Raw genomic sequence first — 17354 nt, forward strand, 5'->3', positions numbered from 1 at the left:
TTCTCCCGGCCGCAGCCGGGAGAACGCCGTGATGGGTTTAGGCCGGTTGGCTGTCTTCGCGGGTCGCTGCCGCCAGCTCTTCGCCCGCCAGCTGCAACTGATACATCTGGTAATAACGCCCCCGCTGCGCCAGCAGCTGCTGATGGTTGCCCTGCTCCACCGCGTGGCCGCGATGCAGCACTAAAATGGCGTCGGCATCAACGATGGTCGATAAACGGTGGGCAATCACCACCAGCGTGGTGTGTTCGCGAATCGCCCGTAATGCCCGCTGAATCGCCTGTTCAGTGCCGGAATCAATATTGGCGGTCGCTTCATCCAGGATCAGAATCTGCGGCGCCTGCACCAGTACGCGCGCCATCGCCAGCAACTGCTTCTGGCCGACCGACAGATTATTGCCCTGTTCGCCCAGCCGGGTGTGAATGCCCTGCGGCAAGCCGCGCACCAGCTCCGCCAGCTGCACCGTCTCCAGCGCCTGCCACACCGCCTCTTCGCTGATATTCCGCCCCAGCGTCACGTTCGTCAGCACCGACTCGGCGATCACCACCGGATCCTGCTGCACCATGGCGATCCCCTGGCGCAGCGTACGGTGCGACAGGTTTGACAGCGGCCGGCCATCCAGACGAATTTCGCCTTCGCTCACCGGGTAGTAGCCCATCAACAGGTTAGCCAGGGTGCTCTTGCCGCTGCCGGTATGGCCGACCAGCGCCACAAAACCGCGCGACGGCACGTTGAGCTGAATATGTTGCAGTACCTTCTTGTCAGAACGGTAAGCAAAACTCAGGTTGTCGATATCGATACGGCCGCTCTGCAGCGGGCGCTCATCGGCGCCATACTGCTGCTGACTGCGATCCATCAGTTCGAAAATACGCTCGCCGGCCACCACCGCCTGCTGCAAAATCGACTGTTGCGAGGTCAGCTCAATCAGCGGCTCATTCAGCCGTCCCAGATAGTTGATAAAGGCGTACAACACCCCGACGCCGATAGAGCCCTCGGCGCTAAAGCCAAACAGCATCAGCAGGCCGCACAGCACCAGGGCAGAGAACAGGCTCAGCAGCGGCCGCAGCAAAAAACCATCCAGCCGCAGCGTCTGCATACGGGCGGTATAGTGCGACCAGCTGGCGTTGCTCATCCGCTCGCCAAAACGCACCTGCTGGCGGAACTGCTGGATCACCCCCATACCGTTGATCACTTCGTTAAAGCCGTCGTTGATATCCGCCAGATAGCTGCGCACCCGCCGTACGATCGGCGTGCTGTAATACTGATAAATCGCCATCACCAGCAATACCGCCGGGAAGATGCAGATCGCCACCAGCGCCATGCGCCAGTCGAGGCTGAACATCGCCACCAGCATGGCGCCGATCAGCGCCGCGCTTTTCAGCACGGTGGACACCACCATCACATACAGATCTTTGATCACCTCGGTGTCATTGGTGACGCGGGAGATCAGCTGGCCGACCGGCTGGGTATCGAACGCGCTGAGCGGCTGGCGCAGCGCGGCATCCATCACATCGGTGCGCAGACGCTGCACCACGCCGACCGCCGCCCGGTTAAACAGTATCGCCTGAAAATAGTGCAGCGCCGCCGCCAGCATCTCCAGCAGGATGTAAGCGCCCGCCAACCCGCAGATAATCATCAGCGGCAGCTGCCCTTTGGCGACATAGTTGTCAATAAAATAGCTGATGAGGATCGGGCCGGCCACTTCCGCCGCCGCCGCCACCCACAGCATCAGCACCGCCAGTCCCAGCGGTTTACGATACGGTGAGCCATAAGCCAGCAGCCGCTTCAGCGTCGGCCACAGCTTCTGAACTTTATTCATTGGTTAACATCTCCGCGCCGATTTCCGGCGCCTCATCCAGCGCGGCCTCCAACTGCTGATAGCGATACATATCGCGGTACCAGCCCGGCTGCGACGCCAAAACGGCGTGCAGGCCGCGCTGCGCCACGCTGCCGTGCTGCAGGACCAGAATTTCGCTGGCTTCGGTCAATGCCGAGAGCCGGTGCGCGCTGATGATCACCGTCCGGTTCTGCCCCCAGCTGCGCAGGTTATGCAAAATCTGGTGCTCGGTACGGCCATCCACCGCAGACAGCGCATCGTCGAGGATCAAAATCTCCGCATCCAGCAGCAGCGCGCGCGCAATGGAGATACGCTGTTTCTGCCCGCCGGACAGCATCACGCCGCGCTCGCCCACTTCGGTTTCATACCCCTGCGGCAGGCGCAGAATATCGTCATGCACGCTGGCCAACCGCGCCGCCAGCTCAATCTCTTCCTGCGTCGCATCCGGCTTGCCGAGCGCAATGTTGTTCGCCACGCTGTCGGAAAACAGGAACGGCGTCTGGCTCACCACCGACAGGCGGGCGCGCCAGGCGTCCAGCTTCAGCGTCGTCAGCGGCATGCCGTGGTAGCAGATCTGCCCGTCATCAATATCGAACTGGCGCTGGATCAGGGAAAGCAGCGTGGTCTTCCCGGCGCCGGTCGGGCCGCACAGGCCGAGCATCTGCCCCGGCTTCAGTCGCAGAGCGACGTCATGCAGCGCCGCGTGCTGATTCTCCGGGTAATGGAAACGGCGGATATCCACCGCCAGCTCACCGCGCCCGGCCGGCAAATCACCTTCGCCGTCCACCACCGCCGGCGCCTCATCCAGCAGGCTGCGCAGGCGGCTGTAGGCGGCGCTGCCGCGTTCGACGATATTAAACATCCACGCCAGCGCCAGCATCGGCCAAATCATCAGCCCCAAATACATCACAAAGCTGGTCAGTTGCCCCAGGGTCAGCGTCCCGTTCACCACCATCCAGCTGCCGCCGCCGATAGCCAGCAGGTTGGCGGCGCCGATGGCCAGATAGATGGTCGGATCAAAGCGCGCGTCGATGCGCGCCACATGCATATTTTTCGCGCCGGTACGCGCCGCCACCTCGGCAAACTGGTTGGACTGGTGATCCTCCAGCCCGAAGGCTTTGATCATACGGATGCTGGTCATGCTTTCCTGCGCCTGGTCGTTCAGGCTGGAAAACGCCGCCTGCGCCGACTTAAAGCGCTGGTGCAGCTGGTCGCCGTAATACTTGATCACAATCGCCATAATCGGCATCGGGATCAGCGACAGCAGCGTCAGTTGCCAGCTGATTTGGGTACTCATCACGATCAGCACCACCAGCCCCATCACCAGCGAATCCACCAGCGTCAGCACGCCTTCGCCGGCCGCGAACACCACCCGATCGACATCGTTGGTGGCTCGCGCCATCAGATCGCCGGTGCGGTGCCGCAGATAAAACGCCGGGTTTTGCCGGCTCAGCTGGCGGTAGAAGTTCTCCCGCAGCTCAACCGCCAGCTGATAAGAGGCGCCGAACAGCAGGACGCGCCAGACATAGCGCAGCAGGTACACCAGGATGGCGGTGGCGATCATCAGCCCCAGCCATGCCAACAGCACGCCGGTAGACATATGCTCTTTGGTTACGCCGTCCACAATCACGCCGACCAGCTTCGGCGGCAGCAGTTGCAGAATGGCGATAATGATCAGCAGCGCCACCGCACCCAGATAGCGGCGCCATTCGCGGCGGAAATACCAGCCGATTTGAGCAAATAATCTCACGCAGTGTTATTCCAGATATTTTGGTGTTGTTAACTCTTGTTGTGCTCGTGCGCCACGCATTACGTAACGGTTAGCCGCGTAGGATACCACCGTTTCTTGGCCGATTTGGTGAACTTTTCACTCCGGTAGCGGCAATGCGGTAGTATATTTGATTTTCTCCATGGCAAAACTCGAAGTAACGTCAATCAATCCCGGTATGCCATTCACCAGACGCTTATAAAAGCGGTCAAAGCTTTTCATATCCGCCACCTGCACCTGCATCAGGTAATCAAACTCCCCGGCCATACGATAAAACGCCAGCACTTCCGGCATCTGGGCGGTAAGGTCGACAAACTGCTGATACCACTCGCGGCTGTGCTGCTGGGTTTTCAGCATCACAAACGCCGTCAGCCCCAGCCCCAGTTTCTCATTATCCAGCAGCGCGACCCGCCCGCGAATATAGCCCTCATCCTCCAGCCGCTTGACCCGTTTCCAGCACGGCGTCGAGGTCAGATTTACCGCTTCGGCCAACGCCTGCAGCGATAAGGTGCAGTCCTGCTGCAGCATACTCAGCAATTTACGATCCGTTCTATCTAACATTCAGCCACCCTGGAGAAATATTTTCCCTCATTTGGCCGACAGACAGGAAAAATAGCAATCTTTTTCTCTGGCTATCCACGTAATGTATCTGATGCCACGATACTTGCCGACAGGACGCTGAGATGGATAACACGCTGAGAAATACCGGAATCATTATTATCCTGTTTACCCTGGTCGCCCTGACCTGGGGCACCACCTGGATGGCGATGAAGATCGCCGTCGCCACCGTTCCGCCTATTTACGCGACCGGGCTGCGTTTCCTTGCCGCGTCGCCGCTGTTGCTGCTACTGGCTTACTTTACCCGTACGCCGCTGCTGTTTCCCAAAGGCAGCCGCGGATTCCAGCTATTGGTCTGCCTGGCTTACTTCGCTATTCCCTTTACGCTCATGATTTACGGCGAGCGCTACGTCAGTTCTGCGCTGGCCTCCATCATCTTTGCCAATATGCCCGTCGTTGTGTTGATGGCTTCGGTGCTGCTGCTGGGAGAGCGCGTGAGCATCGCGCAGCTGATCGGTCTGATCGTCGGCGTGGCCAGTCTGTCCGGTATTCTGTGGCAAGAATCCACCGCCAGCGGCGAAACCCGCTGGCCCGGCGTGGTCGCCCTGCTGGGGGCGGTGCTGATCCACGCGGTGATGTACGTGCTGAGTAAAAAGCGCGGCGAAAAAATCTCGGTGCTGACCTTTAACGCGTTGCCCTGCCTGGGCGCCGGCATTCTGCTGTTTATCGTCGGCTATGTCACCGAAAAACCGGACAGCGCCGCGTTTACCAGCGCCTCACTGCTATCCGTGGCCTATCTCGGCGTGGTGGCCGGCGTCTTCGGCATCATGGCCTACTTTGCCCTACAGCAAAAAGCCACGGCGTTCCAGGCCTCTTTGGTGTTCCTGGTGTTTCCGCTGATTGCCATCGCCGTCGAGAAAGCGGTCGATCACACCACCATCAGCACCACCTCTCTCTGGCTGCTGGCGCCGCTGCTGGCCGGCATCCTGCTGACGCTCTACAGCGCCAAAAGTGCAAAACCGGTCAGCAGCCTGCGCAAACTGGAAGCGTCATCGCAACAATAAAAAAAGCCGGGTAGCGAACTACCCGGCCGGCTGCAAGGGGAACGTCCGCTATACGGGGGTATAAGGAACGTGTGGTGAACGCAGCCAATGTGCCAAATAGTGGGCCACCGCCTGGGTTTCGCAGTGGCCGATAACCGGTAACTGGGGCAATAGCGCCTTAAGCTGCGGCAGCGCATTGCCCATCACTACGCCATGTCCGACCGACGCCAGCATCTCCTTGTCATTCATCGCATCGCCGAACGCCATACACTCATCCAGCGTTACGTTCAGGTGCCCGCTCAGCAGCGCCAGCGCGCTGCCCTTGTTGCAGCCAGCCGGCAGCACCTCCAGACAGTCATAAGCGGAAAAACACAAATCGACCTGCTCGCCAAAATAGACCCGCAGTCGCCCCAGCAGCGACTGCAGCTCTTCGTGCTCGCCGACAAAACAGATTTTGCTGTTGCCAAACGCCGGCAGGCGCCGCGGGTCAGTCAGCTGATAACCGAAACCGCTCAGATGGTGCGCCTGCAGCATCGCCGGGGTTGCCGATTCGGTCAGCCAGCCTTCATCGCGAAAAACATGCATCCCGGCGGATGTCTGCCAGTGGCTGTGGATAACCGCTTCGGCAATGTCCGGCGGCAGATCGGTAGCCTGTAAACATTGACCGTGCCGATCGTAGATGCGGGTGCCGTTGCCGGTGATCAGAAAGCCCTGCAGACCCAGCTGCGCCATGATGGGTTGCGCATCAAGATAGTGGCGGCCGGTGGCAAAGGTCACGGTTATCTGCCGCGCCACCAGCTGGTTCAGCACCGCCAGCGTTTCCGGGCCGACCCGGTGCTCCGGCGTCAGCAGCGTACCATCCATATCGAAAGCAGCCAGGCGATACATAACAACCTCGATCATATGCAGAGAATGACAATGCCTGCAGTATGTGATGGTATTTACGGAAGTAATAGTGAACAATTTATCAAAACCGTTCCGGATTTATCGCCATGCGTCTGATTCATCGCCTCAGTCAGTATCAACGCCTGTACCAACAGCTGGGCAGTGAGCCGGCGGCCGTCACCATGGCGCAGCTGGCGGCGCTGTTTTACTGCAGCGAGCGCCACGCCCGCACCCTGGTGCAGCAGTTTCAGGAGCAGGGCTGGCTCAGCTGGCACTCACAGGCCGGCCGCGGCAAGCGGGCACGGCTGCACTGCCTGAAAACGCCGGACGAACTGCGCGCCGCCTTGTTACAGCAACTGCTGCAGCAGGGCGATCACCAAAACGCGCTGGAGCTGGCCCGTTTAGATCCGCAGCGCCTGCAACAGTTGCTTGCGCCGCATTTGGGCGGCCAGTGGCAGGCGGGCAGCCCCACGCTGCGCATCCCCTACTATCGTCAGCTGGAATCCCTGGATCCGCTGGCGCTCAGCGGCCGCGCCGAACAGCATCTGGCCTCAACGCTGCATGCCGGCCTGACCCGCTTTATCACCGGCAATCCACAGCCCCAGCCGGATCTGGCTCACCATTGGCAGGTTGAGGGCGACGGCCTGCGCTGGCGTTTCTTCCTGCGCAGCCAACTACGCTGGCATAACGGCGAACCCATCACCGGCCAGCAACTGCTGCAGACGTTGGAAAAGCAGCGCCGGCACCCGCGCGGCCAGGCCAGCCTGGCGAATGTCGCCGCCGTCAGCCTGCCGCACGCGCTGTGTCTGCAGTTCGATCTGCATAGCGCCGATTACTGGCTGCCCTACCGCCTGGCGGAGCTGACCTGTCTGATGACCCACCCGGACGATACCGCCATCGGCGCCGGCCCGTTCAAACTGGTATTGAATGAAACGCCGCTGGTACGTCTGGAACAGCACCCGTTCTACCACCTGCAACATCCCTATCTGGACAGCATTGAATACTGGATCACCCCAGAACTGCAGGCCGACGACAATGGCAACACCACCAGCTGTCAACATCCGGTGCGCATCACCATCGGACAGCAGGAAGATCTGGCGCTGGCGCGCCCGGTGCAGCGCAGTATGAGCCTGGGCTGGTGCTATCTGGCGCTAAACCTGCGCCGCGGCGTACTGAGCGAAGCGCAGGGGCAAAAGCTGCTGATGCTGATCCAGCGCTCAGGGCTGCTGGCCGATCTGCCGTTGCCGAACGGCGTTATCATTCCCAGCCAGGAGATGCTGCCCGGCTGGGGGATCCCGACCCATCAGGCCAGCGCCGATATCCCGCTGCCGGCCAAGCTGACGCTGCTGTACCACCCGCCGGTTGAACTGGTCACGGTCACCGAAGCGCTGCAGGCGTTGCTGGCGGAACAGGGCTGCGAACTGGAGGTGCGTTATTTCTCCGGCAAGCGCTGGCAGAGCAGCGAACAAATTGCCCAGGCCGATCTGCTGCTGGCGGATAACCTGATCGGCGAAGCGCCGGAATCGACGCTGGAAAGTTGGCTGCGGCAGGATGTATTGTGGCAGGGGATTTTACCGCCCCATCTCTGGCGGCATCAGCAACAAACGCTGCTGCGGATCCAGCAATATCCGGACGAGCAGAAGCGCATCAGCGAACTCAAAAGCTACTACCAGCAGCTGATGACCGCCGCCATCATCACCCCGCTGTTTCACTACCAATATCAGATCAGCGCGCCGCCGCGCATGCAGGGCGTGACGCTCACCGCGCATGGCTGGTTTGATTTCGGCCAGGCGTGGCTGCCGCCGCCGTTGATCTAGCCCCGCCTCTACGCTGTTTTCCACACATCTGTTACCATGACGTTTCATCTTTTTGACTCCCCGAGTGCGTATCGGCGGGCTATGGCAATGGAAGGTTTATTCTATGAAACGCGCAGTCGTTGTTTTTAGTGGCGGGCAAGACTCCACGACCTGCTTAATTCAAGCCTTACAGCAGTATGATGAAGTTCACTGCGTCACGTTCGATTACGGCCAGCGTCACCGCGCGGAAATCGATATCGCCCGCGAACTGTCGCAGTCATTGGGCGCCAAGGCGCATAAAGTGCTGGATGTCGGTCTGCTGAACGAACTGGCCATCAGCAGCCTGACGCGCGACGATATCCCGGTGCCGGCGTTTAGCGCCGAGCAGGACGGGCTGCCCAGCACCTTTGTGCCAGGGCGTAATATCCTGTTCCTGACGCTGGCGGCGATCTACGCCTACCAGGTCGAAGCCGAAGCGGTAATCACCGGCGTGTGTGAAACCGATTTTTCCGGCTACCCGGACTGCCGCGACGAGTTTGTCAAAGCGCTGAATCAGGCGGTAGTGCTTGGCATCGCCCGCGATATCCGTTTTGAAACGCCGCTGATGTGGCTGAACAAGGCTGAAACCTGGGCGCTGGCCGACTATTATCAGCAGCTGGACCTGGTGCGTCAGCACACGCTGACCTGCTATAACGGCATCAAGGGCGACGGCTGCGGCGAATGCGCCGCCTGTCACCTGCGCGGCAACGGACTGCAGCAGTATCAGGATAACCGTACGGCGGTGATGGCCGAGCTGAAGCGTAAAACCGGCCTGGCCTGAGCAATAGCGACGGGCGGCGCCGCTGCCGCCCTCTTTCGCGTTTACAACGTCTGCAGTTTTTCCCGCAGCTCACCTTCTATCGGCAACGCACGCTGAGTGGTCAAATCCACGCAGACAAACGTCACCAGCGCGTCCGCCACCTGGGCGCCATCGGCATCCCGGGTAATTGTCTGGCTCAACACGCCGCTCTTGCCGTTCAACTGTTCCAGCCGGCCTTCTACGCACAGCTTATCGCCCAATACCGCCGGCGTACGGTAATTAATATTGATATTCACCACGATGAACGCGATATTGTTGGCCACCATCCAGCGGAACTCTTCACGGTGATCCAGCCAGTTCCAGCGCGCCTCCTCCAGAAATTCCAGATAACGGGCGTTATTAACGTGCTGATAAACATCGATGTGAAAGCCGCGAACGTTGATATAGGTTTGCATAGTGAGAATGTGCTCCAGCCTGGTAATCGCCAAACGGGACGGGCACCTTATCGACCCCTGCCGTTATTATTATAGGTCGCGCCAACTGGTACGACCTGTAAAATGTAGCAGAGGAAAACGGCCGCCGAGCTTTTTTGCCTTGCGACCGCGATCGGGATCACATTCTCAACCGCTCCCGATTTCTCTCCAACAGCGCCAGACCGATGCCCGGCACCTCCTGCAGCTGCTCAATATCGGTAAACGGCCCGTTTTGCTCACGATAACGGACGATCGCCTCGGCCTTCTTCAGGCCAACGCCGTTCAGCGTATCGGCAAGCTGCTCCGCGCTGGCCTGATTGATACTGACCGTCGCCTCCTGCCCGGCAGCCGTATTGGTCGCAGCCTGCGGCTGGGCGCGCGCCGCCGCCGAGGTCTGAACCACACCCGGTTTCTCGGCCGCGGTTGCCGTCAGTGAAGGGATAAAACACAGCGCAGCGCTCAGCAGCGCGCCGGCGAGGGCTTGATGGCGCGCAAGCGCCAGCTTTAAGGTTAATGACATAGCTGTATCCTCCTTGTGTTGTACAGCCCGCCCACCTTGCGGCAAACCCCAAACGACGGCAAACGGCAAACCGCAGATATGGAAAAGGCCGCGAAAGCGGCCTTTGTCAGTTACATCAGTTTGCAAAGAAATGCGGGACTTATTGCGGCTGTTGCTCCGCTGCGCCCATTTTGATCTTGGCATCCTTACGCAGATTCGCCAGCAGGGAATCGAAGGTTACGCCGACCGAACCTTCCTGCATTTTATCGCCGAAGGTCTTCATTTCCTCCGCCGACAGCGAACCAGGCTTGACCGTATCCAGCGCGATCAGCACCACGTTGTCCTGGCGGTCCTGCGACATGCCGTACACCGGCTTGCCCTGCTGCGGATGCGGCAGCGCAAAGACGCTCTCTTCCAGCGGTGCACCCTGCCCGGAACGGGTCATCTTTTGCGCCGCGCCAAAGCTCAGACCGGCCGCTTTCAACGCCTCGTCGCCTTTACCCTGTTTCAGCTCGGTCAACAGTTTCTCGCCCTGCAGTTTGGCCGCCTGCTGTGCCTTGTTGCGCTTCACCAGCTCGGCAACGCGCTCTTTCACCTTGTCAAACGGCTCAACGCCTTCCGCTTTATGGCCGGTGACGCGCACCACGAAGGCGCGGTCGCCCTCAACGGTGATCACATCGGAGTTGCTGCCCGGCGTGCCATTCTCGCCAATCAGCGAACCGTCGAAGACCGCCTGCACGACAGGTTTGAAGTTCAGCTCTGCCGGGATGTTATCGCGGGTAAACCAACCGGTTTGCGCCGCTTTAACGCCCGCCGCTTCTTCCGCCGAGGCCAGCGATTCGTTATCGTTGGTCGCCGCTTCACTCACTTTCTGCTGCAGCGCAAAGTAGGCATCCAGCGCTTTTTCCTGCTTTACCTTGGCGGCGATTGCATCACGCACTTCGCTCAGCGGCTTCAGCTTCTCCGCTTCGATATCGTTCAGACGCACAATCAGGTAGCCCACGGATGACTTCACCACGCCGGAAATCTGGCCTTTTTCGGTCAGGTTGGCCTGCTTCAGTTCGTCTGCTGTGGTATCCGGCTCCAGCCAGCCCAGCTCGCCACCGTTGCGCTTGGAGATGATATCGGTGGACTTCTCTTCCGCCAGCTTGGCGAAGTCTGCGCCTTTGTTCAATTCATCCAGCACCGCTTTGGCTTCCGCCTCGGTCTTCAGCTGGATAACGCTGTAGTTCTTGCGTTCCGGCTGGCCGAAGCTGCTTTTGTGCTGCTCGTAATAGCCGCTGATATCCGCATCGCTGACCGTGACCTTGCTTTGCATCGCCGCCGCGTCCATCGGGATATAGCTCACCTGCACCTGTTCAGGGGCAATAAAGCTGTTTTTGTTCTGGTCATAATAGGCTTTAAGCTCGTCATCGCTCGCGCTCTGCGTGGCCTGCAGCGCTTTGAGATCGATGGTCGCCAGGCGTATATCACGCTCTTGCAGCATCAGCGCCGCCATTGCGTCAGACTCGGCCGGCAGCACAAAGCCGGAGTGGCCGAACGCCTGAATAACCTGCTGGTTCACCAGCTGCTGGCGCATGGACTGCGCATAGTTGTCCGCGCTGTAGCCCATACGGGTAATCAAATCGAGATACTTGGCGTTATCAAACTGACCGTTAGTCTGGAAGTAAGGCGCTTTGCGGATAGCGTCCTTGACCTGGTCGTCGCTGATGCTCAGGCCCAGTTTTTTCGCATACTGGTCCAGCAGCATGTTATCGATCAGCTGAGACAGCGTCTGACGACGCAGCTGCTGCATGTAGCCTTCATTACCGGCCAGCGCCGAGAACTGCTCGCCCAGCTGCTGCTGCATGCGGCTACGTTCGCTCTGGAAAGCCTGTTCCAGCTTAGCGCGTTCGATCACCTCACCGTTGACTTTCGCTGCATAATCGCCGGAACCGCCGATCAGGTAGTTACCTACCCCGGTCAAAACAAATGACAGGATGATCAGGGCCAGGATAATTTTGAGCACGACGTGGTTAGCAGCCGCGCGTAAACTGTCCATCATAGTGTGACAACACTCCGCTGTGATGTGGATTGACAACCCTTGTGGCAGGCTTCCCTGCGACAAAAATAAAAAAAAGCGCATCAGTTCGATGCGCCTTGTATCTTACCTTACCAGCTCCGTTGCGTCAGGTGATTGTTTTAACACAACCCCCGATGACGGCAACCGGCCAGACGCGGCAATCAGTTTACCGCGTCTTTCAGCGCTTTACCTGCGCGGAAGGCCGGCACTTTGGCAGCAGCAATCTTGATCTCTTTACCTGTCTGCGGGTTACGGCCGGTACGGGCTGAACGCTCACGCACGGTAAAAGAACCGAAACCAACCAGAGCAACGTCATCCCCTTCCTTCAAGGAATCGGTAACGGATGCGATAATCGCATCTAAAGCACGTCCAGCTGCCGCTTTGGAAATATCAGCACCTGCGGCAATTTTGTCGATCAGTTGTGACTTATTCACTCTATCATCCCCTCTAGAATTCTCTCGTCGCACCGAAAAATCCCTACGGTATGCGACAGCGCAGCTGTTATATCAATCCCGTCGAAACTTGGCAAGCCGCCAGCGGTAGCGCGGCTAACGCCAATCGACAGTGATCTAACTTAGCGGGACAAAAAAACGCTGGCAAGTCCGAATTGACCTGCCAGCATAAGTTTTATCAATGTATTTTGCGATACGTCACTATTTCGCCGCTACCGGCTGGGCGCCGAAGGCCGGATTCTGCAGGGCAATCTCCAACACTTCATCGATTTTCTGCACCGGATGAATTTCCAGATCGGCGATGACGTTATCCGGGATCTCTTCCAAATCACGTTTGTTTTCGTAAGGAATCAATACCGTTTTGATGCCGCCGCGATGCGCCGCCAGCAGCTTCTCTTTCAGCCCGCCAATCGGCAGCACCTGGCCGCGCAGCGTGATCTCACCGGTCATCGCCACATCGGCGCGCACCGGGTTGCCGGTCAGGCAGGAGACCAGCGCGGTGCACATGGCGGTACCGGCGCTTGGGCCATCCTTCGGCGTCGCGCCTTCCGGCACGTGCACGTGGATATCGCGTTTTTCATAGAAATCGGCGTTGATGCCCAGCTTCTCGGCACGGGCGCGCACCACGGTCAGCGCAGCCTGAATCGATTCCTGCATCACTTCACCCAGAGAACCGGTGTAAGTCAGCTTGCCTTTGCCTGGCACGCAGGCGGTTTCAATGGTCAGCAGATCGCCGCCCACTTCCGTCCACGCCAGACCGGTTACCTGGCCCACGCGGTTTTCGGTATCCGCACGGCCATAGTCCACGCGCTGCACGCCGAGGTAGTCTTTCAGGTTGTCGCCGTTGATTTCAATATGCTTGAGCTTCTTGTCCATCAACAGGGCTTTGACCGCCTTACGGCACAGCTTGGAGATTTCACGCTCCAGGCTACGCACCCCGGCTTCACGGGTGTAGTAACGGATGATGCCGATAATGGCGCTGTCATCCACCGTCAGCTCGTTCTTTTTCAGCGCGTTGCGCTCGATCTGCTTCGGCAGCAGGTGCTGCTTGGCGATGTTGAGCTTTTCGTCTTCGGTATAGCCGGACAGACGGATCACTTCCATACGGTCCAGCAGCGGCGCCGGAATATTCATCGAGTTAGAGGTGGCGACGAACATCACGTCGGACAGATCGTAATCCACTTCCAGATAGTGATCGTTAAACGCCACGTTCTGTTCCGGATCCAGCACTTCCAGCAGTGCCGACGCCGGATCGCCGCGCATGTCGGACGACATCTTGTCGATCTCGTCAAGCAGGAACAGCGGGTTTTTCACCCCGACCTTGGCCATTTTCTGGATCAGTTTGCCCGGCATGGAGCCGATATAGGTGCGGCGGTGGCCGCGGATTTCCGCTTCATCACGCACGCCGCCCAGCGCCATACGCACATACTGACGGCCGGTCGCCTTGGCAATTGACTGCCCCAGCGAGGTTTTACCCACCCCCGGCGGCCCCACCAGACACAGGATCGGCCCTTTGATTTTGCTGACGCGACTTTGCACCGCAAGATACTCGAGGATGCGGTCTTTCACCCGCTCCAGGCCGTAGTGGTCGGTATCGAGCACCTCCTGCGCCTTGACCAGGTCTTTTTTCACCTTACTGCGCGCAGTCCACGGCACCTGCAGCATCCAGTCGATATAGCCGCGCACCACGGTGGCTTCGGCCGACATCGGCGACATCATTTTCAGCTTCTGCAGTTCCGCTTCGGTTTTCTCACGCGCCTCTTTCGGCATTTTCGACGCGTCGATCTTGCGCTTCAGCGCTTCATATTCGTCCGGCGCATCGTCCATTTCGCCCAGCTCTTTCTGAATGGCCTTCATCTGCTCATTCAGGTAGTACTCGCGCTGGCTCTTTTCCATCTGTTTCTTGACGCGATTGCGGATGCGTTTCTCTACCTGCAGCAGGTCGATTTCCGACTCCATCATCGCCATCAGATATTCGAGGCGTTCGGAAACGTCAGACATTTCCAGCACTGATTGCTTATCGCCAAGTTTCAACGGCATATGCGCGGCAATAGTGTCCGCCAGGCGCGCCGCGTCGTCGATGCTGTTCAGCGAAGTCAGCACCTCCGGCGGGATTTTTTTGTTCAGTTTGATATAGCCTTCAAACTGATTGATTGCGGTGCGTACCAGCACTTCCTGCTCGCGCTCGTCGATGGCCGGCGAGTCAAGATATTCCGCCTGTGCGGCAAAGTGTTCGCCGCTGTCGGACAGCGTGGTGATGCGTGCGCGCTGCAGGCCTTCCACCAGCACTTTTACCGTGCCGTCCGGCAGTTTCAGCATCTGCAGAATGGACGCTACGGTACCGACGGAAAACAGGTCGTTAATGCCAGGTTCATCCGTTGAGGCCTCTTTCTGTGCCACCAGCATGATCTTTTTATCGTGATCCATTGCGGCTTCGAGGCACCGAATCGATTTTTCCCGGCCAACAAATAACGGGATCACCATGTGCGGATAAACCACCACGTCGCGCAACGGCAGGACAGGGATTTCAATGCGTTCGGAACGCTCAGGGTTCATAGAGCTCTCTCTTAGTTTAATTTCCGCCAGGATTGAGGGGGAATCTCATGAGACGCAGGCAATCAACGTTTCATAAAACCATTTATTGAGTATATGGGGATAAATCTCTGACATTCAACGTCCAGAATGCAGGAAAAAAAAATGGGAGATAAAATCCCCCATTTTACGATTAACCTGATGGTTTAACTGGCGAATTATTCGCCGGATGCCTGCGCTTCCGGTTTGCCGTAAATCAGCAGCGGTTTGGACTGGCCGTCAATCACCGATTCGTCAATCACCACTTTGTCGACGCTTTCCAGCGACGGCAGATCGTACATGGTATCCAGCAGCGCGCCTTCTACGATAGAACGCAGGCCGCGGGCGCCGGTTTTACGCGCCATGGCTTTCTTGGCGATGGTATTCAGCGCTTCATCGCGGAACTCCAGCTCGACGCCTTCCAGATTGAACAACGCCTGATACTGCTTGGTCAGGGCGTTTTTCGGCTCTTTCAGGATCTGAATCAGCGCTTCTTCGCTCAGCTCGCTCAGCGTCGCCACCACCGGCAGACGGCCGATGAACTCAGGGATCAGACCGAACTTGATCAGATCTTCCGGCTCCGCCTGCAGCAGCAGTTCGCCTTCGGTTGCCTTTTCAGACTCGCCCTTCACCGTCGCACCGAAGCCAATACCGGAACCGGTGTTGACCCGCTGGCCAATCACCTTATCCAGGCCGGCGAACGCGCCGCCGCAGATAAACAGGATCTTGGAGGTATCGACCTGCAGGAACTCCTGCTGCGGATGCTTGCGGCCGCCCTGCGGCGGCACGGCGGCGACGGTGCCTTCGATCAGCTTCAGCAGCGCCTGCTGCACGCCCTCGCCCGACACGTCGCGGGTAATCGACGGGTTGTCAGACTTGCGGGAAATTTTATCGATTTCATCGATATAGACGATGCCGCGCTGCGCTTTTTGCACGTCGTAGTCACATTTCTGCAACAGCTTCTGGATAATATTCTCCACGTCCTCGCCCACGTAACCGGCTTCGGTCAGCGTGGTGGCGTCGGCCATGGTGAACGGCACATCCAGGAAGCGCGCCAGCGTTTCCGCCAGCAGCGTTTTGCCGCTGCCGGTCGGGCCGATCAGCAGGATGTTGCTTTTGCCCAGCTCGATACCGTTGCTGGTATCGCCATTGCGCAGACGCTTGTAGTGGTTATACACCGCAACCGCCAGCACTTTCTTCGCCTGCTCCTGCCCGATAACGTAATCATCCAGGTGGTTGCGGATCTCGTGCGGCGTCGGCAGCGCACTGCGCTCACGATGCGGGGCAACTTCTTTAATCTCTTCGCGAATAATGTCGTTACACAGGTCAACACATTCATCGCAGATATACACTGACGGACCGGCAATCAGCTTACGCACTTCATGCTGGCTTTTGCCGCAGAAAGAGCAGTACAGCAGCTTTCCTGAACCGTCTTTGCGCTTATCTGTCATCAGTAAACCTCTTCTTTTGTCTTTGTCCCGCAGGAAAATCATGGCGGCAGTGCGCCCAAACAAATACCGGGGAACGCCGATAATGCTGTTCAGAGCGGAATTATCCGCTCTGATTACTATAGTCTATCGGCTCGCACTTAACGCTCGCCTACCGCGTAGCCTTAGCTGCGGTGCGTCAGAATGCCGTCGACCAGACCGTATTCTACCGATTCTTCCGCGGTCATAAAGCGATCGCGCTCGGTATCACGCTCGATCTGCTCCAGTGATTGGCCGGTATGCTTGGCCATCAGTTCATTCATCCGCGACTTCACGTTCAGAATTTCACGCGCGTGGATTTCAATATCCGTCGCCTGCCCCTGGAAACCACCCAGCGGCTGGTGAATCATCACCCGGGAGTTCGGCAGGCAGAAACGCTTGCCTTTGGTGCCCGCAGTCAGCAGGAACGACCCCATCGAGCAGGCCTGCCCCATACAGATCGTGCTGACATCCGGCTTGATAAACTGCATGGTGTCATAGATTGACATGCCGGCAGTGATCACGCCACCCGGTGAGTTGATGTACAGGAAAATGTCTTTTTCCGGGCTTTCCGCTTCCAGGAACAGCATCTGCGCCACGATCAGGTTGGCCATATGGTCTTCAACCTGGCCGGTCAGGAAAATAATGCGCTCTTTCAGCAGGCGGGAATAGATGTCGTAAGAACGCTCCCCGCGTGAAGTCTGCTCCACCACCATCGGCACCAGTGCCATGTTAGGTGCAAATTGATCTCGTTCGCCACTGTATGACATTACCGTCTCCTAATAGAAATTGCCTTGGCGCCATTGTTTGCTGATTCTACTTGAGAACAGCCACGCTGACCATGCTCAACCATTCAACCGCGCCACATGACCTGACGGTCGTTATCATCCCACGCTCGGCAAACAACCCTCTGAGTACTTCAGTTGGGGGGCAACGGCGGGAATTTCAAGCCCGGTGCGCCATTTTCCCTGCCGATCTCTGCGGCAACGCCACATCACCATCATGCCTGCAAATACCGCAGGCAACAGGATAAATATAGTGCATATTATTGCGCTTAACCTGAGATTAATCAGCAACGTGGCAAAAAGAAAAGCCCGTAACCAAAGTTACGGGCTTTTTCAGATAACGGCCGGGCATGTCGCCATCGC

General features: G+C 58.3%; 14 protein-coding genes. 3 read left to right on the top strand and 11 right to left on the bottom strand.

What is annotated here, in order from left to right:
- Positions 1 to 37: 37 nt before the first annotated feature.
- The 3 genes from FO014_RS04750 to FO014_RS04760 all read right to left on the bottom strand — a co-directional run bounded on the left by FO014_RS04750 (position 38) and on the right by FO014_RS04760 (position 4163).
- Positions 38 to 1816 (bottom strand): SmdB family multidrug efflux ABC transporter permease/ATP-binding protein, encoded by a 1779-nt coding sequence (locus tag FO014_RS04750; RefSeq protein ID WP_160028079.1) that lies wholly within the window; start codon positions 1814 to 1816, stop codon positions 38 to 40.
- Positions 1809 to 3584: a SmdA family multidrug ABC transporter permease/ATP-binding protein gene (locus FO014_RS04755; RefSeq protein WP_160028081.1), complete on the bottom strand. Its 1776-nt coding sequence runs from the start codon at positions 3582 to 3584 to the stop codon at positions 1809 to 1811. Before FO014_RS04755 ends, FO014_RS04750 begins: the two co-directional genes overlap by 8 nt.
- Before the next feature lie 117 nt (positions 3585 to 3701).
- Positions 3702 to 4163: an Lrp/AsnC family transcriptional regulator gene (locus FO014_RS04760; protein WP_105230027.1), complete on the bottom strand. Its 462-nt coding sequence runs from the start codon at positions 4161 to 4163 to the stop codon at positions 3702 to 3704.
- 122 nt (positions 4164 to 4285) lie between these two features.
- Between FO014_RS04760 and FO014_RS04765 the strand changes: the two genes are divergently transcribed.
- Positions 4286 to 5224 (top strand): DMT family transporter, encoded by a 939-nt coding sequence (locus tag FO014_RS04765; RefSeq protein ID WP_160028083.1) that lies wholly within the window; start codon positions 4286 to 4288, stop codon positions 5222 to 5224.
- Between the two features lie 48 nt (positions 5225 to 5272).
- On the opposite strand, the gene cof is transcribed toward FO014_RS04765, so the two are convergent.
- Positions 5273 to 6091 carry an HMP-PP phosphatase gene (gene cof, locus FO014_RS04770; RefSeq protein WP_105230025.1) on the bottom strand — a complete coding sequence of 273 codons (819 nt, stop codon included), beginning with the start codon at positions 6089 to 6091 and terminating at the stop codon, positions 5273 to 5275.
- A gap of 104 nt (positions 6092 to 6195) precedes the next feature.
- On the opposite strand from cof, the gene FO014_RS04775 reads away from it, so the two are divergent.
- Together FO014_RS04775 and queC are read left to right on the top strand one after the other, a co-directional pair.
- Positions 6196 to 7905 (top strand): SgrR family transcriptional regulator, encoded by a 1710-nt coding sequence (locus FO014_RS04775; protein WP_160028085.1) that lies wholly within the window; start codon positions 6196 to 6198, stop codon positions 7903 to 7905.
- A 103-nt stretch (positions 7906 to 8008) separates the two neighbouring features.
- Positions 8009 to 8704 (top strand): 7-cyano-7-deazaguanine synthase QueC, encoded by a 696-nt coding sequence (queC, locus tag FO014_RS04780; RefSeq protein ID WP_160028087.1) that lies wholly within the window; start codon positions 8009 to 8011, stop codon positions 8702 to 8704.
- A gap of 41 nt (positions 8705 to 8745) precedes the next feature.
- On the opposite strand, the gene FO014_RS04785 is transcribed toward queC, so the two are convergent.
- From FO014_RS04785 to clpP, 7 genes are all read right to left on the bottom strand, one after another.
- Complete coding sequence (locus tag FO014_RS04785; RefSeq protein WP_105230022.1) at positions 8746 to 9138, bottom strand: acyl-CoA thioesterase; 393 nt, start codon at positions 9136 to 9138, stop codon at positions 8746 to 8748.
- A gap of 157 nt (positions 9139 to 9295) precedes the next feature.
- Positions 9296 to 9676 carry a ComEA family DNA-binding protein gene (locus FO014_RS04790; RefSeq protein ID WP_160028089.1) on the bottom strand — a complete coding sequence of 127 codons (381 nt, stop codon included), beginning with the start codon at positions 9674 to 9676 and terminating at the stop codon, positions 9296 to 9298.
- A 139-nt stretch (positions 9677 to 9815) separates the two neighbouring features.
- The gene (gene ppiD / locus FO014_RS04795) at positions 9816 to 11699 is read right to left on the bottom strand and encodes a peptidylprolyl isomerase (protein WP_160028091.1); all 1884 of its coding nucleotides are present in this window, start codon (positions 11697 to 11699) and stop codon (positions 9816 to 9818) included.
- 179 nt (positions 11700 to 11878) lie between these two features.
- Positions 11879 to 12151 carry a nucleoid-associated protein HU-beta gene (hupB, locus tag FO014_RS04800; RefSeq protein WP_004954599.1) on the bottom strand — a complete coding sequence of 91 codons (273 nt, stop codon included), beginning with the start codon at positions 12149 to 12151 and terminating at the stop codon, positions 11879 to 11881.
- 219 nt (positions 12152 to 12370) lie between these two features.
- A complete protein-coding gene (gene lon, locus FO014_RS04805; protein WP_160028093.1) occupies positions 12371 to 14725 on the bottom strand; it encodes an endopeptidase La in 2355 nt (784 codons plus the stop codon).
- A gap of 194 nt (positions 14726 to 14919) precedes the next feature.
- Positions 14920 to 16191, bottom strand: coding sequence for an ATP-dependent protease ATP-binding subunit ClpX (gene clpX, locus FO014_RS04810; RefSeq protein WP_160028095.1), 1272 nt, complete (start codon positions 16189 to 16191; stop codon positions 14920 to 14922).
- 161 nt (positions 16192 to 16352) lie between these two features.
- Positions 16353 to 16976, bottom strand: coding sequence for an ATP-dependent Clp endopeptidase proteolytic subunit ClpP (gene clpP / locus FO014_RS04815; RefSeq protein ID WP_105230017.1), 624 nt, complete (start codon positions 16974 to 16976; stop codon positions 16353 to 16355).
- Between the last annotated feature and the right edge of the window lie 378 nt (positions 16977 to 17354).

The organism is Serratia rhizosphaerae (assembly GCF_009817885.1).
In the GTDB taxonomy this organism is placed as follows: Bacteria; Pseudomonadota; Gammaproteobacteria; order Enterobacterales; family Enterobacteriaceae; genus Serratia_B; species Serratia_B rhizosphaerae.